The following is a 22,792-nucleotide window of genomic DNA, read 5'->3' on the forward strand; positions in this document are numbered from 1 at the left end:
ATAATTAACGTCCGAGGCCGATGACCACGTCGAACAGGGTGCTGGCGATCTGCATGACCTTGCCGCAAGCCTGGTAGGCTTGCTGGTAGCGCAGCAGATTGGCCGCCTCTTCATCGAGGTTGACGCCGGAGACGGCTTGCTGCTGCGTGCTGGTTTGTTGCAACAACGCAAGACTGGCCAAGCCGCTGACCTGTACTTCGCGCGTCTTGTTGCCGACAAAACTGACGGTTTCCGCGTACGAACCCTGGAACGTGGCCTTGCCGCCGTCGAGAATGTTTTTCGTCTGCAAGCCCGCCAGCAGGGAGGCATTGCGGTTGTCGCCCACGCCGCCCGAGTTCGGCCCGATGGTGAACTTATCGCCCTGCGCGGGCGCCCCCGTCATGTTGACGTTGATGCCGCCAAAGCTGAAGCTGTCGCCTTCCGTGTACGGAATGTTCGCCGTGCCGGCCGGATACGTGGTGGTGGCGCCGTTCAAGCCTTTCACGGTCACGGCCTGGCCCGCGGGGAAACCCGACAGCGAAGTGGTCGCCTTGTCGTACGTCAAGGTGACGGGGCCCGTCAAGGCGTTGCCTGGCGTCAAATATGCCTTGTCCACGCTACCTGCGCCCAGCTTGCCGCTACCCGTGTTGCTGACGGGCGCGCCCGTGACGATCGGTGCGCCGGCGGCCAGCTTGTTGCGGTCGGTAATCGCCACAGCCAGGTCGGAAGCACCGTGCGCCGTCGGCCTGACCATGAAGTTGTCGCCTTCGGCGGCCGCGCCCGAGATCGAGAAATCCACGCCGTCGATGGTTTGCGGCACGGTTTGCGGATACGGGTTGATGGTCGTTTTCGCGCCGTCGCTCTGGCGCGTCACCACATAATTGGAGCCGTCATACTTGACGGCATAATCGCTGGCCGTCAGCTTGGTCGGATCGCTGACCTTGGCCGACAGAACGGTCGTGCTGGTCGCATTGTTGCGGTAGTCGGCGCCGATGACGGGATCGGGCAACTTGAAGAAGTCGGTCCCCATGTCGCCATTCAAGTCCTGGCCCAGCTTGTGCTGTTCATTGAAGGTGGAAGCCAGTGCGATGGCGACCTTGCCCAGCGAATTCTGGATGCGGTCCAGGCTGCCGCTGCGGAATTCCAGCAAGCCGCCCAGCGCGCCGCCGCTGAGGGAGCTTTCCGACAGTTTGCTGACGCTCGAGCCCGTCACATAGCCGATGTCCAGGCGGTTCGGGTCCGTCGGCGACGGCGTGGTGGCCAGTTCAAAGTTCTTGTCGCCCACCACCAGCGGCTGGCCCGAGCCGATCGAGACGGTAATCGAATTGCCGGCGCCAGGCTGAACCGTTGCCTTGACGTATTTATTCAGTTCCGTGATCAACTGGTCGCGCTGGTCCAGCAAATCGTTGGGCTGATTGCTTTCATTCACGGTCAGGTTGGTAATCGAGGTATTCAGTTCCGCGATCTGCTTGGCGTAGGAATTGATCACCTTGACGTTCGACGTGATCTGCGAATTGACGCCGTCGCCGATCTCCGTCAGGCGCGCGCTGAGGCCCTGGAAACGGGCCGTCAGCGAGTTTGCGCTCGACAACAATGCCTGGCGCGACGACACGGACGAGGGATTCGAGCTGAAATCCTGCACGCCCTTGAAGAAATCGGCCATCGCCGGCGACAGCCCGGCCGTGGGGTCCGCCAGCATATTGTCGATCTGCGTGATCTGCGTGTAATACGCGTCGAGCGAACTGGTGGCCGACTGCGCGGCATTCACCTGGGCCGCCATGAAACCGTCGTACTGGCGCTTGACTTGCGATACCTCGGTACCATTGCCAACAAAGCCATAACCGGCATTGTTGAACTGCGCCGTCTGCTGCAGCACCACCTGGCGGTTGTAACCGTCCACGTTGGCATTGGTGATGTTATGCCCGGTCGTCGACAGGCCCACCTGCGCTGCAAGCAAACCGCTCTTACCGATGCTGAGTAGATTCGAAGTCATGGTGTCTTATTGGTTACCGTCAAATGTATTTACGGCAGCCGCGGCGAAAACTTGAAGCGCGCGGCTTGCACGGGGGCAAGGCGGGGCGTCAGCCGACCAGAGAATTTTTAATGATTTTTGTCAATTTGGCAGCGTAATTCGGGTCCGTCGCATAACCGGCTTTCTGCAATCCCTGGGCGAAGGTGCTGGCGTCGCCCGCGCTGGCCAGGACTTTTTCGTAGCGTTTGTTGTTGGTAATCAACTGCGCATAATCCTTGAAGCTGTCGGCATAGCTGTCATAGGCGCGGAATTTTTCCACCTTGCGCTGCGCCTTGCCATTTACATATTCCGTGGTGACGGCTTCCGTGACCTTGCCCTTCCAGTCGCTGGAAGCCTTGATGCCGAACAGGTTGTGGCTGCTGCTACCGTCGCGGCTGATGATTTCGCGCTTGCCCCAGCCCGTTTCCAGCGCCGCCTGGCCCAGCATGAACTTGGCCGGGATGCCCGTGGCGCGGCTGGCTTCTTCCGCATGCACGCCCAGCTTTTCCTGGAAGGCGCGCACGTGCGGCGCCTGCGTGGCGTTGGCCTTGTCGCTCAGGGTCTTGCCGCTGGCGGCGGCGCTGCCGGCCCCCTCGGCGAGGGCGCCCTGCTGCTGGCGGAAGGCGGCCAGCGCCTGCGCCATGCTCGAGGAACGGGGCGACGGCGCTTCGGCGCCATCGGCGGCCAGCGCCTGGTTCGACGACGACAATTGGCGGATCAGCACGTCCGCCAGGCCCGTGCCCCGCTTGGCCAGGTTCTGGCTCGTCTGCTGGTCCAGCATCGAGGTGTACATCTTGCTTTGCTGGCTATCCATGATGCCGTCCTGCGGCGTGGCTTCGCGCATGCTTTTCATCATCATGTTGATGAACATGGCTTCGAATTGCGTGGCCGCCTCTTTCAGGGCGGCGGGGTCCTTCGCCTTGGCGGACTGGCGCAAGCCATCCATGCCTTTCACGTCATAGGCGGCGGTATTGCTGAGGTCGGTTTGACTGATCATGGCGTGTCCATCAAATGATTTCAAGTTCGGCGCGCAGCGAACCGGCCGCCTTCATCGCCTGCAGGATGGCCAGCAAGTCTTGCGGCGAGGCGCCGATGGCGTTGAGGGCCTTGACCACGTCGGACAGCGAGGCGCCGCCCTTGACCAGCATGACCTTGCCCGGTTCCTTCTTGATATCGATCTGCGCCGTCTGCGTGACCACCGTGCGCCCGCCCGACAAGGGGGCCGGCTGGCTCACTTGCGGCTCGACATTGATGGTGACGGACAGGTTGCCGTGCGAAATGGCGCACGTTTCCAGGGTCACGGACTGGTTCATCACGACGGAACCGGTGCGCGCATTCATGATGACCTTGGCCGCCAGGCGGGCCGGGTTGACTTCGATGCTTTCCAGCTGGCCCAAAAAGGACACGCGCTGGTCGCTGCCGCTCGGCGACTGCACCTGGATCACGCGGCCGTCGAGCGCGGCGGCCGTGCCGGCGCCGTAGCGGCTGTTGATGGCGTCGACCACGCGGCTGGCGGTGGCGAAATCGGTGGCGTTCAATTCCAGGCGGATGGTGTTGTTGGCGCCCAGCGCCGAAGGCACGGTGCGCTCGACGGTCGCGCCGCCCGAGATGCGGCCCACGCTCAGGTGATTGATGACGACGGAACTGCCGGCCGCCTGCGCGCCCACGCCGCCCACCAGCACGTTGCCTTGCGCCATGCCGTACACCTGGCCGTCGGCCCCCTTCAGGGGCGTCATCAATAAAGTGCCGCCGCGCAAGCTTTTCGCATTGCCCATCGACGACACCGTCACGTCGAGCAACTGGCCCGGCTGGGCAAACGCGGGCAAGGCCGTCGTCACCATCACGGCGGCCACGTTTTTCAGCTGCAAACTGGTGCCTTGCGGCAAGTTGATGCCCTGCTGCTGCAGCATCGCCGCCACGCTCTGGATGGTGAACGGGGTTTGCGTGGTCTGGTCGCCGCTGCCGTCGAGGCCGACGACGAGGCCATAGCCCATCAGCTGATTCTGGCGCACGCCGGCGATGCTGGCCAGGTCCTTGATGCGTTCGGCTTGCGCCACGGGCGCCAGCAGGGAGATGGCCAGGCCGAAAATGGCGAGAAAGCGGGGAAAGGTCGACGTTGCCATGATCAGAACGGCAACAGGCTGAGGAAGAAGCGCGACGCCATCGACGCCATTTCGGCGCGGTCGATCTGGCTGTTGGTGCGGTATTCGACGCGCGCTTCGGCCACCTGGGTCGAAGGCACGACATTGCCCGTGCCGATGGTGTCCGGATTGACCATGCCCGAGAAGCGGATGAATTCCGTGCCCTTGTTCATGGCGATCTGTTTTTCGCCGGCGACGATCAAGTTTCCGTTTGGCAATACCTCGATCACCGTCACGCCGATGGTGCCGGAAAACGTGTTGCTGGCGGACTGGTTGTCGCCATCGGCAAATTTCGTCGCGCCATTCGCCGCCACGGTGCCGCCGAAACGGCCCTGGGCGAAGCCCGGCGTGGAAAAGCCCACGCTGCCGGACTTGTTGCCGGAACTGGCACCCGCCTTGACGGCATTCGTGCGCTCGGTGATGGCGATCGTCATGGTGTCGCCCACGTGGCGCGCGCGGCGGTCTTCGAAGGCGGGACGGTAGGTCGACGGCTGGTAGATGGAACCGTTGTTGACGACCACGGGTTCCGGCATCGGCGCGCGCGTGGTGGTGGGATATTGCACGATGGACGTAGGCGTGATGGCGCAGCCGGACAGCAGGACTGCGGACAACAGGGCGATGATGGGGTATTGCATGGCGAACCTCCGCTGCCATCCGGCGGCGGATGGCATGACGACTATGAAAATTAAAGTTGCGACAATTTCTGCAGCATTTGATCGGATGTGGTGATGGCCTTGCTGTTGATCTCGTAGGCGCGCTGCGTCTGGATCATGTTGACCATTTCCTCGGCCACGTTGACGTTCGACGTCTCGATATAGCCCTGCATCAGCACGCCGGCGCCGTTCGTGCCCGGGGTGTTGGTTTGCGCCACGCCGGAGGCGCCCGTTTCCATGTACAGGTTTTCGCCCTTCGATTCCAGGCCGGCGGGATTGACGAAAGTGGTCAGCTGCAGAGAGCCGATTTGCGATGGCGCAACAGTGTCGGGCAAGGTGACGGACACGGTGCCGTCGCGCGCCACGGTCAGGCTCAGCGCATTGGTCGGCACGGTGATGGCGGGCTGGATGACGAAACCTTCCGAGGTGACGAGCTGGCCGTTGGCGTCCGTCTGGAACGAGCCGTCGCGCGTGTAGGCGGTGGCGCCGTCCGGCATCAGCACCTGAAAGAAACCGGTGCCGTTGACCATCACGTCGCGCGAATTGCCCGAGGCCTGGGGATTGCCCTGCGTATGGATGCGTTCGGTCGCCACGGTGCGTACGCCCGTGCCGATCTGCAAGCCCGATGGCAGCTGGGTCTGCTGCGACGATTGCGCGCCCGGCTGGCGCACATTTTGATACAGCAAGTCTTCAAACACGGCGCGCGACTTCTTGAAGCCGGTGGTGCTGACGTTGGCCAGGTTATTGGCGATCACGTCCATCTGCGTTTGCTGCGCTTCCAGGCCGGTCTTGGCAATCCAAAGGGAACGAATCATGATATTTCTCCAATAACAGCGCTAACCAGCCCTGTAGACTATTTCTATGCGACCATTATGCGGTGGCCCCCATCAATTCAAAGCGAGGATCTGGGTGGCTTTCGCCGCGTTATTCTCGGCATTCTTCAACAAGCTCATTTGCGTTTCGAACTGGCGCGCCAGGGCGATCATGCTGACCATCGAGTCGACGGGACTGACATTGCTGCCTTCCAGCGCACCGGTGGTCAGCTTGACGGCCTGGTCGGCCTGCGCCACCGTGCCATCCTTCAGGCGGAACAGGCCGTCGTCGCCGCGCACCAGTTGCTGCTCCGGCGGGTTGACCAGCTTGATGCGCCCCAGCACCGTCGAGGGGCCGGGCGGCACGTCGGTGGAAATCGTGCCCACCGTGCCGTCGCTGGCGATGGCCACCGTCACGCCGGGCGGAATCGCCATGGGACCCGTGTCGCCCTGCACCATCAGCCCGCCCTGCGTTTGCAGCATGCCGTTTTCATTGAGTTTCAGGGCGCCGTTGCGCGTGTAGGCTTCGGAACCATCGGCCGACTGCACCGCGATCCAGCCGCCGTTTTCCACGGCCACGTCGAGCGCGCGACCCGTGTGCTGCATGGGACCTTGCGTGAAATCCGAACCGACCGTCGAATCGACGACGAAGGCGCGCGTCGGCATCATGCCGTCGGCCACCACGGGCACGGCACGGAACGAGTCGAGCTGGGCACGGAAACCCGTGCTGGTGGCGTTCGCCAGGTTGTTCGCCGTGGTCGCCTGCTTGTCGAGGATGTGCTTGGCGCCCGAGCCGGCGGTGTAGATGAGACGGTCCATGTGTTTTCTCCGTGCAAAACGAAAGCCGGGAGCAGTCCGAAAGAACCGCTCCCCTTACTCTTAACGCAGGTTGACGAGGGTCTGCAAGACGGAATCCTGCGTCTTGATGGTCTGCGCATTCGCCTGGTAGGCGCGCTGGGCCGTGATCATGTTGACCAGCTCCGCCGTCAGGTCGACGTTCGACACTTCCACCGCCGAGGCGCGCAAGTTGCCCAGGGTGCCAGTCTTCGGTTCGCCCGTGATGGGCTTGCCCGAGGCCGAGCTTTCCACCCAGGCGTTGTTGCCCAGCGGCTCCAGGCCGTTCGGGTTGGTAAAGTTGCTCAACACCACTTGGCCCAGGGCGCGCGTCTTGCCATTGTTGTACTGGCCCTGGATGACGCCGTCGTCACCGACGATGAATTGGCTCAGCTGGCCCGCCTTGTAGCCGTCCGCTTCCGTTTTCTTTTCCGCCGTGGTGGTGCCCAGCTGGGTCGACCTGGTGAAATCGACCTGGACCGACAGGGTCGCATTCGCGCCCGTGGCCGGGAAGATCGGCAGGTTGACGGTGACGGGCAAGGTTTGCGGCGGCGTCAGGGCCAACATGGCGGCCCGGTCCAGGCTGCCGACCGTGTTGAAGACCAGGGAACCGGTCTTGACGGCCGGCACCACGGTCACGTTGCGGATGGCCTCGTCGATCTGGTCGGGCGTGCGGCTCGAGTTGACGCCGTTCGGCACTGCGCTGCCGTAGGTGGCGGCGATGGCGGCCAGTTGCGCCGGCGTGGCGCCCGCGGCGGCGGCAGCGGCCGAGACGGCGGCACCGACCGCATTGCCATAGGCGACGGCGGCGGCCGTCACGTTGGCCGGCACCAGCGGCACGGCCGTGGCGGCGGCCTGGTAGGCGGCGCGCGCGGCCAGCGAGGCTGGGTCCGTCTGCAGGGCGGCCGCAACCTTCATGCTGGTCACTTCCGTGCCGTCAATGGCCGAGTAGACATCCCAGGTATTGGTGCCCGTCTTGACATAGAAATTGGCCATGTTGTGGGAATTGCCCAGCGAATCGAAGACTTCGACGGGGAACTGCTTGTGGTACGAGGTGTCGTCCGTCGACTTGAACGGCACCGTGGTCGGCATGGCCGTGTTCGAATTGAGGTTGACTTGCGTGTCGACCTTGGTCGTTGCCTGGGGCTTCATGTCCGACTGGTCGATCTGCAGGGGCACGACGGCGCCGGCGACGATCTTGCCGTTGACGTCGGCCGGATAGCCGGTCAGCTGCGCCAGCTGGGCGTTGACGATGAAACCGCTCTTGTCGACCTGGAACTGGCCATTGCGCGAATACTGGATGGCGCCGTTGACGCTGGTACGGAAGAAGCCGCCGCCATTGATGGCGATATCGAGGGGATTTTGCGACGTTTCCAGGTTACCCTGGTTGAATTGCTGGGCGATTTGCGAGACCGACACGCCGATCCCCGCCTGGTTGCCGCCCACGCCATACAGCGAGTTGGCATAAATGTCGGCGAACTGGGCCTGCGACTGCTTGAAACCCACGGTCGACGAGTTGGCGATGTTGTTGCCGATGACGTCCAGCGATTTGGCGGCGCCATTCAAGCCGCTCAGGCCTTGTTGGAAAGACATTGTGTTCTCCTGGTAGAAATTAGGGGTAGAGGGTCACGCTAAGGGGAAGCGGCTTACAGAATCTGTTTCACGTCGGCCATGGTGATGCTGCCCACGCCCGGCACATTCAATTTCACGCCATTGGCGCCCGTCGACACGCTGGCGACCGAACCGAACATCAGCGCCGTTGCATCCTTGAGCTTGGTGCCGCCGCGCGTCGCTTCCACGGCGAAGGTGTAGGCGCCGTCGGCCAGCACGACCGGCTTGCCATCCTTGTCGAGGTCGGCGGTGGAACCGTTCCAGCCCAGCGGCAAGGTGCCCGCCGGCTGGGCGCCCAGGTCGATGGAATGGACTTCCTTGCCATCCTTGTAGATGACGACCTTGACCTTGTCGGCGGCCGTGGCCAGGTCCACGCCCAGCAGCGCAGCGCTCTTGCTCAGGTTGATGTCCTTGCCCGCCGTCAAGACGCCATGGCCGATGATGTTGGCCGCCTGCATCGATTCGGCTTGCTGGTAGCTGGCTTTCAAGCTTTCCACGGTGGTATTGAGCTTGTTGACGCCCGTCACCGTCGACAGCTGGGCCAGCTGGCTGGTCAGCTGTGCATTGTCCAGCGGATTCATCGGGTCCTGGTTTTTCAGCTGGGTAACCAGCAGGGTGAGGAATTTGTTCGTTTCCGCTTCGACACTGCCTGCCTCGGCCGTCGTCTTCTTCGGATTCATCGTCGCCATCAGGTCGGTGACTTTGGAGGTGTTCGTATCGATGATTGCCATAATGATCAGTCAGCCTTACTGGCCGAGGGTGAGGGTTTTCAGGAGCAGCGACTTGGCCGCGTTCATGGTTTCCACGTTGGTCTGGTACGAGCGCGAAGCCGACAGCATGTTGACCATTTCGTCGACCGTATTCACGTTGGGCATGGTGACGTAGCCCTTCTCGTCGGCCAGCGGATTCTTCGGGTCGTAGACCAGCTTCATCGGCGACGGGTCCTCGATCACCTTCTGCACCTTGACGGCCGTGGCGCCGTTGGCCATGGGCACGGCTTCGAACACCACCTGCTTGGCGCGGTAGGCTTCGCCCGTGGCGCTGGTGGCGCTGTCGGCATTGGCCAGGTTGCTGGCCACCGTGTTCAGGCGCTGCGCCTGGGCGCTCATGGCCGAACCGGAAACATTGAAGATATTAAATAGCGACATGATTATTGTCCTCCCTGGATGGCCGTCAGCATGCCCTTGATCTGTGAATTGAGGAACGTCACGGCCGCCTCGTAGCGGATGGCATTGTCGGCAAACGCGTTGCGCTCGAGATCCATGTCGACCGTATTGCCGTCGACGGCGCCCTGGGCCGGCGCGCGGTACAGCAGCGGCGTGCCGTCGGCCAGGGTCTCGACCTTGCCGCCACCGGGTGCGCCCGCAGCTGCGGCCACGCCCTTGCCCGGCATATGCTGCGGTGCCGTGCCCTTCAGGGCCGGCGGCACGCCATCCTTGCGCGCCATCGCCCCCTTCAGCGCGGCGGCGAAATCGACGTCGCGCGCCTTGTAGTTGGGCGTGTCGGCATTGGCGATATTCGAGGCGAGCAATTCCTGGCGCGTCGAGCGCAGGCTCAGCGCCGTCTCGTTGAAGCGCATGTAATCGTCGAGTTTCCCTATCATGTCAGGCTCCGGAAAGATCTGCCACTGGCGCCCGAGATGGCGGAAGGATGGCGGATTAGTGATGACAGGAAACATAGTAAGGTGCCCGCCAGCAAGACCATCGCCGGATCAGACCGTACTTTTACCCCTTAATCGGCGCTTCGAACGGGGCGGCGCGCACTATCATGGCACTATTCCAGAGGCCTATCACCATGAAAACACCGCTCGCTTTCTTCTTTGCTTTTGCCGCCCTGCCACTGCTGGCGCAGGCGCAAAACGCCGGCCGACAAACGCCGGAAGCGCTGCGCAACAGCGTGGAACAATTCCTGCAAGTGCAAAGCAACGGCTTGCCCGGCAAGGTGACTGTCACCGTCGGCGCCGTCGATCCGCGCCTGAACCTGGCTGCCTGCCCCGCGCCGCAGGCGTTCATGGCGCCGGGCGCGCGCGCCTGGGGCAAGACCACCGTCGGCGTGCGCTGCACGGCGCCCTCCAGCTGGACTATTTATTTGCAAGCCAACGTGGCCGTCGTCGGCGACTACGTGGCCAGCGCTGTGCCGCTGGCGCAAGGACAAGCCATCGACGCCAGCCAGCTGGTGACGATGCAGGGCGACCTGGCCGCATTGCCGGCAGGCATCGCCACCGACATGGCCCAGGTCGTGGGCGCCAGCACGAATATTTCCTTGCCGCCAGGCACGCCGATGCGCCTCGACACCCTGCGCCGCAAACCGGTGGTGATGCAAGGCCAGCTGGTGCGCGTCGTTTCGAGTGGCAACGGTTTCCAGGTGGCATCAGAAGGACGCGCCATTGGCAGCGCCGGCGATGGCCAGACGGTGCAGGTACGCACGCAGAGCGGCCAGCAGATCAGCGGCGTGGCGCGGGCTGGCGGCCTGGTGGAGGTGGCGTTTTAAACACGGATGGACAGCGATATTGTGGTCTGGCGCACTAAAGTTTCGGCAAAAGGTGCCGATAATGACACATATCCCGGAGTTTTTTGACTTCGACCAGACGAGGATCACGCTGTGAAAATTACCGATAACACCATTAAAAGCAATCCCGGCCTGCCGGTGGCGCCCGCGAGTACTTCCGGCGCCCGGAATGCCGAGAAAGCCCAGGCAACACCGACAACGTCGGACAATGTACGCCTGTCGCCGCAAGGACAGGCATTAGCGGCCAGTGCAACTGCCGGCAGCGGCGCCGTGTTCGACACGAAAAAAGTCGAACGCATCAAGCTCGCGATCGCCGACGGCCAGTTCCAGGTCAACTCAGAAAAAGTGGCGGACGGTCTCCTCGACACGGTCAAGGACTTGCTGCACTCACGAAATAGATAGGTTCCCTCATGCAATCAGTGACTCCGTTTTCCAGCCTGCGCGACGAGCAACAGCTCATGACCACATTGCTGGCATTGATGAAAGAAGAACAGCGGCATCTGGTTGCGGCTGACATCGATGCAATCACGGAGCTCACGGCGCGCAAGACGGCACTGGTAGGAAAATTGAGCCAGTTGGCGGCGCAACGCCACCAGGCGCTGGCGGCAGCCGGTTTCACGGCGGCCGAAGCGGGCATGGAAGACTGGCTGGTCGGCGCCAATGAAGCCGACGCGGCGCCCCTGTGGAAAGCCCTGCTCGAGACGACGCGCGAAGCCAAGGAACAAAATCGCCTGAACAGCCTGCTCGTCAACAAGCACATGCTGCACACGCAAGGCGCCCTGAACGCCATGCGCCCCCCGGCCCAGAGCGGCAATTTCTACGGTCCCAGCGGCCAACCGACGACGAACACGGCCAGCCGGCGCGTCGTCATCGGCTAACAGCCTTGATTCGACGCTCATCCCAACAAATCGGGAAACACGAACGACCCGCACAGTATTAATCCATTGCTGCACGCATGCGCCGTGGCCGCCGCCACATAGGCGGGCGCCAGGCCCAAGCTGCGCGCCGCCAAGTAGCTGGCCGCGAAGATACCTCCGGCAATCAAAGTCATGCTGGCATGCAAAATGCCGGAGCCGCCCATGACATGCAAGAGGGAAAACAGTATCGCGCTGGCCAACAGGCTATAGCCGGCACGCACCTTGTAGCGGCGCAACACTTCAAGCGGCAGCCACTGCCCGATGAGCGTCTCGAACAATGGCGCCCAGACGACGACTGTCCAGAATATCCGGACCGTACCGGCGCCTTCCAGCGATGATGAAGCGGAGCCGCCCAGCTGCTGTGGCGAGAACAAGGCCAGGGCTGCCAACAGCAACAGCATGGCAATGAAAGAATTGACGGCGCCCGCGCACAAGCCCAGGCGCATGGCGCCCCGCATGGGGCGCTTTGCCATGCTCGCCCGCAGCGCAGCCAAGTTGACAGCCAGTCGTGGCATCGGCAAGTTCGTCGCTTTCAACATCCGTGTATTACTCCTCATGGCGTACCCTGCCCACATGGGCACATATACGACCATCATAGCCCGGCACAGCCATGCGAAACCACATCAATTGTTGCAAAAAAGCATACAGCTCAGCGTATGTCAGCCGTGCGCGGGACGCCCCGCATGCTGGCGGTATTTCGCCACGATGGCTTGCGCCCTGGCGCTGGCGGCCGCCTGCTGCTCCGGCGTCAGTTCCGCCTGCAGCCAGTGCCAGTATTCGTCCTGGTAGGGATTGGTGACGCCGGGCGCGAGGATGTCGTCGTAGACCTGGCGCAGCGCCAGCAGGTAGCCATACGCTTGCGGCGCATCTTTCTGCACCACCTCGCCATCGCGCAGATACGCCATCATCAGAGTCGACACGCTGGTCAGCTCCGCCTCGTCCGCCTGCGCCGTCAGCTGGGCGATCGCTTGCCGCTTCCACGCCTGCACCAGCGGATCGTCGGGACGGTTGCGCAGCGCGCTGCGGTCGCCGAACGGCCCTTCCGACAGGAAGATAGTCGCCGCGCCGGGCACGCCCGCCCTGGCGGCAGTCGCCAGGTAGCCGAGGCGCTCCTCGCGCTGGCGCTGCGTCAGGCCCGCGCACAGCTGCTGCTGGGCGGCTTTTTCCTGCGCCGTCATCTCGCGCCCCAGCTCGAATTCCAGCCCCGGCAAGCGCCTTTCTTTCTCAAATGAAATGCAGTCGTCGAGCAGATTGTAGGCCGCATACGCGTCTTCCGGCTTGCCGCTGGCCGTCAGGCGCGCGAGCTGCTGCGCCAGGGTGACGGGCATCGGCGCGGCATCGGCGACCGGGCTGGCATCGATATTCAGATACGATTCCAGGCTGCGTCCCGCTGGCGCGCCAGCGGCGGAGGCGGCGGCAGCGTCCGGCGCGCCGCTCTCGGGTGCGGGCCAGTACGCGAGCGCCAGCACTGCCGCGATGGCGGCGGCGATGGCCAGGCCGGTGAATTTGACGTTCATGGTGAGGAAGCGCGTGGATGGGAAACGCACGTTACCACAGGCGCGCGGCGGCGGGCCGCACGCCTCCGCACGCTCAGCCGCCGGCCTTTTTCGGCTGGTGGCCCAGCTTGGCCAGCGCGACCAGGATGGCGTCCACATGGTCGCCCTGCACTTCGATCACGCCATCCTTGACGGTGCCGCCCGAGCCGCACTGCGTGCGCAACTGCTTGCCCAGCAGGGCCAGCGCGATGGCGTCCAGCGGCAAGCCCTTGACCACGGTGACGCTCTTGCCGCCGCGGCCCTTGGTCTGGCGCGAGACGCGCACCACGCCATCGCCCGCGGGCGCCGCCTTCGCTTGCGCCTTGCACGCGCACTGCGCCAGCGGCTGGCGGCAGGCGGGACACATGCGGCCCGTTTCAGTGGAATAGACGAGACCGCCCAGGGAGCTGCTTTTCATGAGGGAACGATAAAAGAGGAAGAAAGCGCGATTGTACCAAGCGGCAGCCCGCAGTTGACGAGTGTCAGTTGGCCGGCGCAGGCGCCACGGGCGCCGTCGGCACTTCCGTCACCGTTTCGGGGATGCCCGACAAAATCGTCACGGCGACCCGGCGGTTGCGCGCGCGCCCTTCCGGCGTGGCGTTCGGCGCCACGGGGATATTGTCCGCGTGGCCGACGGCCGTCAGGCGCGACGCCTTGACGCCGCTGGCGATGAACAGGCGCACCACGGCGCTGGCGCGCGCGGCCGACAATTCCCAGTTCGAGGCAAAGGTCGAATTGCTGATCGGCTGCACATCCGTATGTCCTTCCACCTGCACGTCGTGCGTGTCGTCCTTGAGCAGCACGGCCACGGCGCGCAAGGCCTGGTCCGACTCCGCCGTCAAGCCCGCCGCGCCCGGGTCGAACAGCACGCTGGCATTGATTTCCACGCTCACGCCGCGGCTCGTCTGCGTGACCCGCACCTTGCCTTCCTTGACCAGGGGCGCCAGGGTCGACGTCAAGTCCTGCGCCAGGCGCGTCATGTGTTCGCGTTCGCGGCGGATGGCTTCCGTGCGGCGTTTCAGGGCGGGGTTCGGCAGCGGGATGGCCTGCGGCGCTTCCATGATGATGGGCGGCGCGCCCTTTTCCAGGCTGAAGGCCTGGCCGATGGCGCTCTGGAAGACGCGGTACTTGCCTTCGTTGACTTGCGAAATCGCATACATGACGACGAAGAAGGCGAACAGCAGGGTGATGAAGTCGGCGTACGAGATCAGCCAGCGGTCCTGGTTGTCCGGTTCCTCGTCATACTTCCTGCGCGCGCGCCGCATCATGGTCAATGCTCGTGCAAGAGGCTGGACACGCGCTCTTCGATGATGCGCGTGTGGTCGCCCGTGGCGATGTCGTACAGCACGGCGGCCGTGATTTCATATTGCACCACGCGGCGCGAAACGATGGCCTTGAGTTTATTGGCCACCGGCAGGAACAGCAGATTGGCCAGGCCCACACCATAGATGGTCGAGACGAACGCCACGGCGATGCCGCCGCCCAGCTTGCTGGGGTCGGTGAGGTTTTCCATCACGTGGATCAGGCCCAGCACGGCGCCCAGGATGCCGATGGTAGGCGAATAGCCGGCCGCCGATTCCCATACCTTGACGGCCTGGCGCTCGGCCATTTCGTAGGCGGAGATTTCCACGTCGAGCAGCTGGCGCAGCTTGTCGGGCGCGATGCCGTCGACGATCATGCGCAAACCCTTGGCGTTGAAGCGGTCGGCCGTGTTTTCCATCAGGCGTTCGAGCGCCAGCGGGCCGTCGCGGCGCGCCGTCAGGCTCCATTGCCCGATGTCGCGCGCCAGCGCGGCGCGCGTGTCCGACGGCGGCAGGAAGACCCAGCGCAGCATTTCCAGGCCGCGCACGAAGGTGCGCAGCCGCGTCTGCAGCAGCACGGCGCCGAAGGTGCCGACGATGACGATGGCAAAGGCGGCCGGCTGCAGCAGGGAGGCCATCTTGCCGCCTTCCAGTGCCTGGCCGACCAGCAGGCCCGCCAGCGCCAGCGCCAGCCCGATTACGCTGGACCAGTCCACGCCAGCTCCCTCAAGGTTGCGCGCAGGCGCGCGACGGCCTGGGTATGCAGCTGCGAGACGCGCGATTCGGATACGCCCATCACCGCGCCGATCTCCTTCAGGTTCAGCTCTTCTTCGTAATACAGGCCCATGAGTATTTTCTCGCGTGGCGGCAGCGCGTCGATGGCATCGATCACGGATTGCCGGAAATCGGTATCGAGCAGGGAACGCAAGGGATCGCTGTCCTCGTCCACGCAGTGGCGGTCGAGGAAGCTGTCATTGCCGTCCGGGTCATGAAAGTCTTCGTAGTACACGAGCTGGTGGCCGCCGCCGTCGCCCAGCATTTCCTGGTAGTCGGCCAGCGACATTTTCAGCAGCTTCGCCACTTCCGACTCGGTCGGCGGATGGCCGAGGCGCTGCTGCAGGGTGCTCATCGCCTCTTCGATCTTGCGCATGTTCTGGCGCATGCTGCGCGGCAGCCAGTCGCTGGTGCGCAATTCGTCGAGCATGGCGCCGCGGATGCGCAGCACGGCATACGTCTCGAACTGCGCGCCATGCGTCTCTTCATAGCGCGTAATGGCATCGAGCAGGCCGATCATGCCGGCCTGGATCAGGTCATCGACCTCGACCGAAGGCGGCAATTTCGCCTTCATATGGTGCGCCAGACGCTTCACCAGCGGAATATGCTCCGTCAGCAAATAGTCCTTGTTCGATTTCCCTTTGACCGTGTACATAGGCTGCTTATTGTTTTCTCATCTTATCTGGTGCTGCGGTTCGATTCAGGCGCTGAACTGGTGCGGGCTCCCCGTCTGGTACAAGGTGCCGCCAAGCACCGGCGCCGCCGAACGGGCCAGCCGCTCGGCCAGTCCGCGAAACGCCACCGACGCTCCCGCCAGCGGAAACGCGTCGACCACGCTGCGGCCCAGCCGCGCCGCGCGGTGCAGATACTCGTCGGCAGGCACGGACCCCATCGAAGTCAGCTTCACGGCCAGGTAGCGGCTCGCCGCCTGCGCCATATTATCGTATACCACTTTTGCTTCGGATTCGGAAGCGCCGGTGACGAGAATGCCGAACGGACGGCGTCCCAGTTCCTGGCTCAGGCGCTTGATCAGGCAGTACGCCGCCTTGATCGAGGTGGCGCTGGTCGAGACTTGCACGACGATATCCGACGATGCCATCAGCGGCACGGGGAAGCAGGCCCCCTCGTCCGCCACGACGCCGTCGACCAGCACGATGCCGCTCTGGCGCGCCAGCACCTCGAACGTCTTGCCCAGGCGGCGCAGTTCATCCTCGCCCGCATAATCCATGCTGTCCATCAAATGGTTGCGCGCGCCCAGGCTGGCCACGCCGAAGCCTTGCGGCACCTGGTGGATGACCTGGTTCAAGCCGCACTGCTGGCGCGCCACGTCGCGCAGGCTGGCGCCGTGCGCCAGTCCCAGGCGCGATGCCACGCCATCGCTGCCGCCGCTGGCGTCGAGCAGCAGCACGTCATTGCCGCCGTAGACGAGCGACGCGCCCAGGTTGACCAGCATGGCGCCCTTGTCGTCCTGCGGCGTGGCCGAGAGGAACGTCATGACGCGCGGCTGCGGGCCGGCCAGCATGCGACGCAAGCCTTCGGCCTGGTCGAAATCGAAATTAGCCAAGGTGCACCCCGCGCGCTTCATTGTTGCGGGCGGCCGCCTGCGCCATCAGCAGCGGCAGTTCGGCGTCGGAAAACTGCGTCGCCGCCGCATCGCGCTTGAGCTTGAAGGCACGGTCGATCAGGTAGCCGCGGTCGGCCAGGTACAGGTCTTCCGGCACGCGCTGGCCATTCGACACATAAAACAGGTTCAGCTTCTGGCGGATCACCACGTCGAGCACATTGCCGATCGAGGCCGCTTCATCGAGCTTGGTCATGATGCAGCCGGCCAGGCCGCTGCCCTGATACGCGCGCACCACTTCGTTCAACGTTTCCTGCGTGGCCGTGGAGTTCAGGCACAGCAGGCGTTTCACGTCGGCGCCGGCGCCCGACAGCATGGCCACCTGTTCCGTCACCATCTGGTCGCGCTGGCTCACGCCCACCGTATCGATCAGTACCGTATGCTTGTTCTTCAATTCTTTCAGGGCGATGCGCAAGTCCGCCTCGTCCTTCACCGAATGCACCATCACGCCGAGGATCTTGCCGTAGATGCGCAGCTGTTCATGCGCGCCGATACGGTAGGCATCCGTGGTGATCAGGGCCAGCTTTTCCGGGCCGTGGCGCATCACGCAGCGGGCCGCCAGCTTGGCCGTGCTGGTGGTCTTGCCGACGCCCGTCGGGCCCACCAGGGCAAACACGCCGCCCTGCTCCAGCATGGCATCTTCATTGGCCACAGTATTCAGGTTACGGCTGAGGACCGTCTTGATCCAGCGCATGCTTTGCGCGCCATCGAGGCCGGCCGGCAGCTTGTCGATCAGGTAGCGCGCCAGGCTGGCCGAGAAGCCGGCCGCCAGCATTTCGCGCAGCACGACGGCTTTTTGCGGCTCGCGCTGCTGCGTCGAACCCCACGAGATTTCCGCCAGCTGGGTTTCCATCATGCCGCGCATGGCGCGGATTTCATTCATCATGCCGCTCATCTCGGCGGCGGCGTTTTCCTTGACGTGCGCCAGCGCGCTGGCCATCATCTGCTGCATGCGGGCCATGTCCACTGGCTCGGAGGCAGCCTGGCGCGGCGCGGCAGGACGTGGCGCAGCCGGGCGCTGGGCCGGGGCGGCCGGACGCTGCGGCGTGGCGAACTGGGTCTGCAACTGGGGACGGGGCTGGGCCATTTCGGAGGCGGCCGGCGGCGAGGCCAGCGAAGCAGCGTCGTCATTGGCCAGCGCGAGGATTTCCACCACGCCATCGGCCTGGCGGTTCGACAGGATCACGGCGTCGGGGCCCAGCGCGATGCGCACCTTGCGCAGCGCATCGCGCGACGAGGCGCCCGTAAATTTCTTCACATTCATGACCGGCCTCCCAGGGCGGGGGTGGCGCAATATTGGCTGAACTGTGTGACCATCGTCGACTCCTGTTGCTTGAGTGCTGTCTTCCACATGGACACAGATCACCCGGACAGTTTCCATTATTAGCGATGCTTGCAGGAAATGATCGAAGGAACAGGACGGGAAAGTACCCGTTATTCAGTTTGCCGAGAGGAAATTGATGTTTATTTGACCAAAAGCAAGCACCGGGAGTCCGTCCCGCAGGAACCGACCCCGATGCCGCTCATCACAACTACTGCGCGCCCACCAGCGCCGTGACGCGGATGGTCTTGGTTTCCGGCACTTCCGCATGCGACAGCACTTTGAGCTGCGGCAAGGCGCGGCGCAGGAAACGCGACAGCAAGGCGCGCAGCGGCGCCGGCACCAGCAGCACGGGCGTCAGGCCCAGCGCTTCCTGTTGCTGGGCAGCCAGGCCCGCCTGGTGCGCGATGGTGTCGGCCAGGCCCGGCTCGATGCCGGCGCCGTCGCCGCCATTGCCCATCGCCTGCATCAGCAGCCGCTCCAGGCGGCTGTCCAGGGTCATCACGGACAGTTCGGCCGAGCCGGGGAACAGTTGCTGCACGATGGCACGGCCCAGGGCCACGCGCACCAGCGCCGTCAGGTCGTTCGGGTCTTGCGTGCTGACCGTATGCTCGGCCAGGGTTTCGATGATGGTGCGCATGTCGCGGATGTGCACGCCCTCGGCCAGCAGGTTCTGCAGCACCTTTTGCAAGGTCGACAGGGACAGCATCTTCGGCACCAGGTCTTCCACCAGGCGCGGCGACTCCTTGCCCAGGTGGTCGAGCAGCGATTGCACTTCCGCGCGGCCCAGCAGCTCGGAAGCGTGCGAGGTGATCAGGTGATTCAGGTGCGTGGCCACCACCGTCCCCGCGTCGACCACCGTGTAGCCCATCGATTGGGCCTGGTCGCGCAGGCTGGCGTCGATCCAGGTGGCGGGCAGGCCGAAGGCGGGGTCGTTCGTGGCCAGGCCGGGCAAGGTGCCGCTGGCCATGCCGGGATTAATCGCCAGGAACTGGCCGTTGAACGCTTCGCCCACGCCCACTTCCACGCCCTTCAGGGTGATGCGGTAGGCGGACGGTTTCAATTCCAGGTTGTCGCGGATATGCACGGGCGGCGCCAGGAAACCCACTTCCTGGGCAAATTTCTTGCGGATGCCCTTGATGCGCTTGAGCAATTCGCCGCCCTGCGTCTTGTCGACCAGGGGGATCAAACGGTAGCCCACTTCCAGACCCAGGGTATCGACGGGCATGATGTCTTGCCAGCTGGCTTCTTCCTGCTCGGGCGCCACGGTCGCTTGCGGCACTTCGGCCGGCTTTTCGGCCGCCGCCTTTTCCTGCGTGCGCTTCTTGCTGATCAGATAGGCGGAGCCGGCCAGCAGCGAGGCCAGCAGGATGAAGACCATGTTCGGCATGCCGGGAATCAAGCCCATGCCGCCGATGATGCCGGCGGTAATATAGAGCACTTGCGGTTTCGCAAACAATTGCCCCACCAACTGGGTGCCGATGTCCTGTTCGCTGGCCACGCGCGAGACGACGATACCGGCCGCCGTGGAAATGATCAGCGAAGGAATCTGCGCCACTAGGCCGTCACCGATGGCCAGCAAGGTGTAGTTCTTGAGCGCGTCGGCAAAACCCATGTCGTGCTGCAGCAAGCCCACCAGCAGGCCGCCGACGATATTGATGACGGTGACCATGATGCCGGCGATGGCGTCGCCGCGCACGTATTTGCTGGCGCCGTCCATGGCGCCATAGAATTCCGCTTCCTGCGCCACTTCCGTGCGGCGGCGGCGCGCTTCGTCTTCGCCGATCAGGCCCGCGTTCAGGTCGGCATCGATGGCCATCTGTTTACCAGGCATGGCGTCCAGCGCGAAACGGGCGCCCACCTCGGCGATACGGCCCGCACCCTTGGTCACGACCGTAAAGTTGATGATCGTCAAAATGATAAACACGACGATACCGACCGTGTAGTTGCCGCCGATCAAGAAGTGACCGAATGCTTCAATCACTTTACCGGCCGCGTCGGCTCCCGTATGGCCTTCCGTCAACACCACGCGCGTGGATGCCACGTTCAGCGACAGGCGCAGCATGGTCGACACGAGCAGGATGGTCGGGAACGCCATGAAGTCGAGTGGCTTGACCGTGTACAGCGCCGTCAGCAGCACGATGATGGACAGCGCGATATTAAAACTGAAGAAGATGTCGAGGATGAAGGCAGGCAACGGCAGCACCATCATCGCCAGCAGCATGATGATGATGACAGGCGCGGCGATGCCCTTGCTGGCGTTGCCACCCATTCCGCTGAGCCAGGCTGGCATTCTCAGGCCGTTCATGGTGTACTTCCTTTATTCTTGTCTTCTGCGCCGGCTGCGGGCGGTGTCTGTGAGGCGGGATTCTGCGGGTCGAGCTCGGGCGGCACGTCGAGTTTCTTCGGCTTGTCGGGACGCTCGCCCTGACCCTTGCCATAGCTGCGCAGCTGGAACACGTAGGCCAGCACTTCGGCCACGGCGCCGTACAGCGCCTCGGGAATCTCGTCGCCGATGTCCGTATGCTTGTACAGCGCGCGCGCCAGGGCCGGCGCTTCCAGGATGGCGACCTTGTGTTCGCCGGCCAGTTCGCGGATCTTCGCCGCCACCTCGTCGACGCCCTTGGCCACCACCTGCGGCGCGCCGCGCGAATTCTCGCCATACTTCAAGGCCACCGCGTAGTGGGTAGGGTTGGTCACCACCACGTCGGCCGTCGGCACGTCGGCCATCATGCGGCGGCGCGACATTTCATGCTGCATCTGGCGGATCTTCGCCTTGATCTGCGGATTGCCGTCCGATTCCTTCGACTCTTGCTTGACTTCCTGCAAGGACATTTTCATCTTGTTGGCGTAATGCCACATCTGGTACGGCCCGTCGATGGCGGCGATCAGGCCCAGCGCGCCGACGATCAGCAGGAAAGCCGTGATCAAGAGGCTGATCAGATGGGCCGAACCGGCGCGCAGGGATTCCACCGACAAGCCCAGCACGGCGTCCTTTTGATGCTGCATCACCATCCAGGCGACGACGCCCACGACGAGGGTCTTGGCGATGGCCTTGAGCAATTCCACCAGCGCATTCTTCGAAAACATGTTGCCCAGGCCGCGAATCGGGTTGAGCTTGCCAAAATTGGGTGTAAACGCCTTGGAACTGAACAGCCAGCCGCCCACCAGCACGGGCGAAGCCAGGGCGACGAGCATGATGGCCAGCGCGTACGGCAGGCACGTCAGCAAGACCGAGCCCACGTCGTAGCCGATGCGCAACATCATCGCGTCGGGATTGAGTATCTGCTCCCGGTCCAGGGTCAGCCCGGACACCATGACGGCCGTCAACCGCCGCACGATGGCGTCGCCAGCAAACCACAGGCAGCAGCCGGACGCCATCAACACAGTGAACGTTGCCACTTCACGCGATCGCGGAACGTCGCCTTCCTCACGCGCCTGCTCGAGGCGCTTCGGTGACGCGGCTTCGGTCTTTTCTGCGTCGCTGTCTTCCGACATCAATCAACTCCGGTGAAGTCCTGCAGCCTGGCTAGGCGCAATACGGACTGGGCATGTGGCATTATCGGTTCAATTACCGCAACGCCATCAAGGGAAAAGGAGGGCGAATCCCCTGCTTTTCCTTTGCCTAAATGAAACAAGGCGCCGCAGGCGCCCACTTCAAAGGAGACCGAAAAATGGTCAGGACAAGGCGCAGCCCCGAAGACAGTACGAATAGTACGGCGAGGGGTTGCAACGCAGTCATGGCCATTTTCTCGGGGCTCCTAACGGTTTTTCCTCGCCTCGGCCTGTTTCACGGTCTGCTCGATGGCGCCAAACAGGGATTTACCGTCATCGCCCAGCATTTCCAGCCGGACCACGTCGCCAAACAACAGGAATGGCGTGCTGGCGACGCCATCGGCGATCATCTCCTGGTTACGTCGCTCAAAAATACTGGAAAATCCTTTCTTGACTTCCTTGTTGGCGACCCCGCCCGCGCTCACCACGCTGCCGGCGCGCGCGTTGCGCGTCTGGCACAGGTGGGCGAGCAATTGCGGATAATTGAACGCCATGTCGGCGCCCGCATGGGGCTGGCCCGTCAACTTGCCGTTCAGGCTGCAACGCAGCGCGTAATGCACCTTGCCGCCGCGCCAGGCGTCTCCCAGCTCGTCGGGCGTGATGGCGACTGGAGAGCACGCCATGGCCGGTTTCGCCTGCAGGAAACCATAACCACTCGCCTGCTCGTCCGGCGCCAGGTTGCGCAGGGTGATGTCGTTGACCAGCATCAACAGCTTGATGTTCAGGTGCGCCTGGTCCGGTGTCGCCCCCATGGCCACGTCGTCCGTGATGGCGGCGATGCCCGCTTCGTAGTCGATGCCCCACTGCTCGTGCGCCAGCACGATCTCGTCCTGGGCACCCAGGAAATCGTCGCTGGCGCCCTGGTACAGGCGCGGCGCATCGCGCAGATTGGCGGGCGCCTCGCTGCCCGCCGCCTTGCAGGCCCGCTCGATCTGCTGCAGGTAGGCTGCGCCAGCCACGCGCAAGCTGCTGCGCGGCAAGGGCGCCATGCAGTTGGCGGGATCGAATTCGAAGGCGCGATGGCCGCGGCCGCTATTGATGGTCTGGTACAGCAAATCGAGCTGGGGCGCGATGAAACTCCAGTCGTCGAGCGCCTTTTGCAGGGTCGAGGCGATGCCATCGGCCAGATGGGCCGTTTTCAGGTCGCGCGAGACGACAGCCAGCTGGCCGTCGCGCGTGCCATCCTTCAGGGTAGCTAATTTCATGTGCGGGAAACTTC

Annotated in this window: 24 protein-coding genes; 3 read left to right on the forward strand and 21 right to left on the reverse strand. The window is 63.7% G+C overall.

Going from position 1 to position 22,792, the window contains the following annotated elements:
- Nucleotides 1-4: 4 nt before the first annotated feature.
- The 10 genes from flgK to flgB form a co-directional block, all read right to left on the reverse strand.
- The gene (gene flgK / locus O3299_RS14445) at nt 5-1,972 is read right to left on the reverse strand and encodes a flagellar hook-associated protein FlgK (protein WP_305052927.1); all 1,968 of its coding nucleotides are present in this window, start codon (nt 1,970-1,972) and stop codon (nt 5-7) included.
- Nucleotides 1,973-2,060: 88 nt separating this feature from the next.
- Nucleotides 2,061-2,987, reverse strand: a complete 927-nt coding sequence (gene flgJ, locus O3299_RS14450; protein WP_289898654.1) for a flagellar assembly peptidoglycan hydrolase FlgJ — start codon at nt 2,985-2,987, stop codon at nt 2,061-2,063.
- A 10-nt stretch (nt 2,988-2,997) separates the two neighbouring features.
- Nucleotides 2,998-4,113 carry a flagellar basal body P-ring protein FlgI gene (locus O3299_RS14455; RefSeq protein ID WP_099666858.1) on the reverse strand — a complete coding sequence of 372 codons (1,116 nt, stop codon included), beginning with the start codon at nt 4,111-4,113 and terminating at the stop codon, nt 2,998-3,000.
- 2 nt (nt 4,114-4,115) lie between these two features.
- Complete coding sequence (locus O3299_RS14460; protein WP_077407839.1) at nt 4,116-4,766, reverse strand: flagellar basal body L-ring protein FlgH; 651 nt, start codon at nt 4,764-4,766, stop codon at nt 4,116-4,118.
- A 50-nt stretch (nt 4,767-4,816) separates the two neighbouring features.
- The gene (gene flgG / locus O3299_RS14465; protein WP_034754070.1) at nt 4,817-5,599 is read right to left on the reverse strand and encodes a flagellar basal-body rod protein FlgG; all 783 of its coding nucleotides are present in this window, start codon (nt 5,597-5,599) and stop codon (nt 4,817-4,819) included.
- Nucleotides 5,600-5,671: 72 nt separating this feature from the next.
- Nucleotides 5,672-6,415 (reverse strand): flagellar basal body rod protein FlgF, encoded by a 744-nt coding sequence (locus O3299_RS14470; protein WP_070253727.1) that lies wholly within the window; start codon nt 6,413-6,415, stop codon nt 5,672-5,674.
- Between the two features lie 60 nt (nt 6,416-6,475).
- The gene (locus O3299_RS14475) at nt 6,476-8,023 is read right to left on the reverse strand and encodes a flagellar hook protein FlgE (protein WP_099666857.1); all 1,548 of its coding nucleotides are present in this window, start codon (nt 8,021-8,023) and stop codon (nt 6,476-6,478) included.
- A gap of 53 nt (nt 8,024-8,076) precedes the next feature.
- Nucleotides 8,077-8,772, reverse strand: coding sequence for a flagellar hook assembly protein FlgD (locus O3299_RS14480; RefSeq protein ID WP_099666856.1), 696 nt, complete (start codon nt 8,770-8,772; stop codon nt 8,077-8,079).
- Nucleotides 8,773-8,787: 15 nt separating this feature from the next.
- Nucleotides 8,788-9,189, reverse strand: a complete 402-nt coding sequence (gene flgC, locus O3299_RS14485) for a flagellar basal body rod protein FlgC (protein ID WP_071075845.1) — start codon at nt 9,187-9,189, stop codon at nt 8,788-8,790.
- Nucleotides 9,190-9,191: 2 nt separating this feature from the next.
- The gene (gene flgB, locus O3299_RS14490) at nt 9,192-9,644 is read right to left on the reverse strand and encodes a flagellar basal body rod protein FlgB (RefSeq protein WP_099666855.1); all 453 of its coding nucleotides are present in this window, start codon (nt 9,642-9,644) and stop codon (nt 9,192-9,194) included.
- A 191-nt stretch (nt 9,645-9,835) separates the two neighbouring features.
- On the opposite strand from flgB, the gene flgA reads away from it, so the two are divergent.
- The 3 genes from flgA to O3299_RS14505 all read left to right on the forward strand — a co-directional run bounded on the left by flgA (nt 9,836) and on the right by O3299_RS14505 (nt 11,427).
- On the forward strand, nt 9,836-10,531 hold the full coding sequence (gene flgA, locus O3299_RS14495) for a flagellar basal body P-ring formation chaperone FlgA (RefSeq protein WP_099666854.1): 696 nt from the start codon (nt 9,836-9,838) through the stop codon (nt 10,529-10,531).
- 111 nt (nt 10,532-10,642) lie between these two features.
- Nucleotides 10,643-10,951 (forward strand): flagellar biosynthesis anti-sigma factor FlgM, encoded by a 309-nt coding sequence (flgM, locus tag O3299_RS14500; protein WP_034787161.1) that lies wholly within the window; start codon nt 10,643-10,645, stop codon nt 10,949-10,951.
- A gap of 8 nt (nt 10,952-10,959) precedes the next feature.
- Nucleotides 10,960-11,427, forward strand: coding sequence for a flagella synthesis protein FlgN (locus O3299_RS14505; protein WP_305062558.1), 468 nt, complete (start codon nt 10,960-10,962; stop codon nt 11,425-11,427).
- A 17-nt stretch (nt 11,428-11,444) separates the two neighbouring features.
- Here the strand turns inward: O3299_RS14505 and O3299_RS14510 are convergent, their stop codons facing one another.
- From O3299_RS14510 to O3299_RS14560, 11 genes are all read right to left on the reverse strand, one after another.
- Nucleotides 11,445-11,939 carry a type II CAAX prenyl endopeptidase Rce1 family protein gene (locus tag O3299_RS14510; protein WP_305062559.1) on the reverse strand — a complete coding sequence of 165 codons (495 nt, stop codon included), beginning with the start codon at nt 11,937-11,939 and terminating at the stop codon, nt 11,445-11,447.
- A gap of 186 nt (nt 11,940-12,125) precedes the next feature.
- Nucleotides 12,126-13,013: a hypothetical protein gene (locus O3299_RS14515; protein ID WP_305062560.1), complete on the reverse strand. Its 888-nt coding sequence runs from the start codon at nt 13,011-13,013 to the stop codon at nt 12,126-12,128.
- Nucleotides 13,014-13,056: 43 nt separating this feature from the next.
- Entirely contained in the window at nt 13,057-13,419 is a 363-nt protein-coding gene (locus tag O3299_RS14520) for a translation initiation factor Sui1 (protein WP_305062561.1), read from the reverse strand.
- Between the two features lie 64 nt (nt 13,420-13,483).
- Nucleotides 13,484-14,266, reverse strand: coding sequence for a flagellar motor protein MotD (gene motD / locus O3299_RS14525; RefSeq protein ID WP_305053148.1), 783 nt, complete (start codon nt 14,264-14,266; stop codon nt 13,484-13,486).
- Nucleotides 14,267-14,271: 5 nt separating this feature from the next.
- Nucleotides 14,272-15,018, reverse strand: coding sequence for a flagellar motor protein (locus O3299_RS14530; protein WP_099666849.1), 747 nt, complete (start codon nt 15,016-15,018; stop codon nt 14,272-14,274).
- The gene (locus O3299_RS14535; protein WP_077407859.1) at nt 15,000-15,731 is read right to left on the reverse strand and encodes an RNA polymerase sigma factor FliA; all 732 of its coding nucleotides are present in this window, start codon (nt 15,729-15,731) and stop codon (nt 15,000-15,002) included. The genes O3299_RS14530 and O3299_RS14535 overlap by 19 nt, the downstream gene beginning before the upstream one ends.
- Before the next feature lie 45 nt (nt 15,732-15,776).
- Complete coding sequence (locus tag O3299_RS14540; protein WP_099666848.1) at nt 15,777-16,640, reverse strand: antiactivator of flagellar biosynthesis FleN protein; 864 nt, start codon at nt 16,638-16,640, stop codon at nt 15,777-15,779.
- A complete protein-coding gene (gene flhF, locus O3299_RS14545) occupies nt 16,633-17,961 on the reverse strand; it encodes a flagellar biosynthesis protein FlhF (protein ID WP_305062562.1) in 1,329 nt (442 codons plus the stop codon). The genes O3299_RS14540 and flhF overlap by 8 nt, the downstream gene beginning before the upstream one ends.
- Before the next feature lie 268 nt (nt 17,962-18,229).
- Nucleotides 18,230-20,326, reverse strand: coding sequence for a flagellar biosynthesis protein FlhA (flhA, locus tag O3299_RS14550; protein WP_077407865.1), 2,097 nt, complete (start codon nt 20,324-20,326; stop codon nt 18,230-18,232).
- A complete protein-coding gene (gene flhB, locus O3299_RS14555; protein WP_092608479.1) occupies nt 20,323-21,516 on the reverse strand; it encodes a flagellar biosynthesis protein FlhB in 1,194 nt (397 codons plus the stop codon). The genes flhA and flhB overlap by 4 nt, the downstream gene beginning before the upstream one ends.
- 263 nt (nt 21,517-21,779) lie before the next feature.
- The gene (locus O3299_RS14560; RefSeq protein WP_305062563.1) at nt 21,780-22,778 is read right to left on the reverse strand and encodes a fumarylacetoacetate hydrolase family protein; all 999 of its coding nucleotides are present in this window, start codon (nt 22,776-22,778) and stop codon (nt 21,780-21,782) included.
- Nucleotides 22,779-22,792: the final 14 nt, after the last annotated feature.

The sequence above is a fragment of the Janthinobacterium sp. SUN176 genome (assembly GCF_030587335.1).
Lineage (GTDB): Bacteria > Pseudomonadota > Gammaproteobacteria > Burkholderiales > Burkholderiaceae_D > Janthinobacterium > Janthinobacterium kumbetense.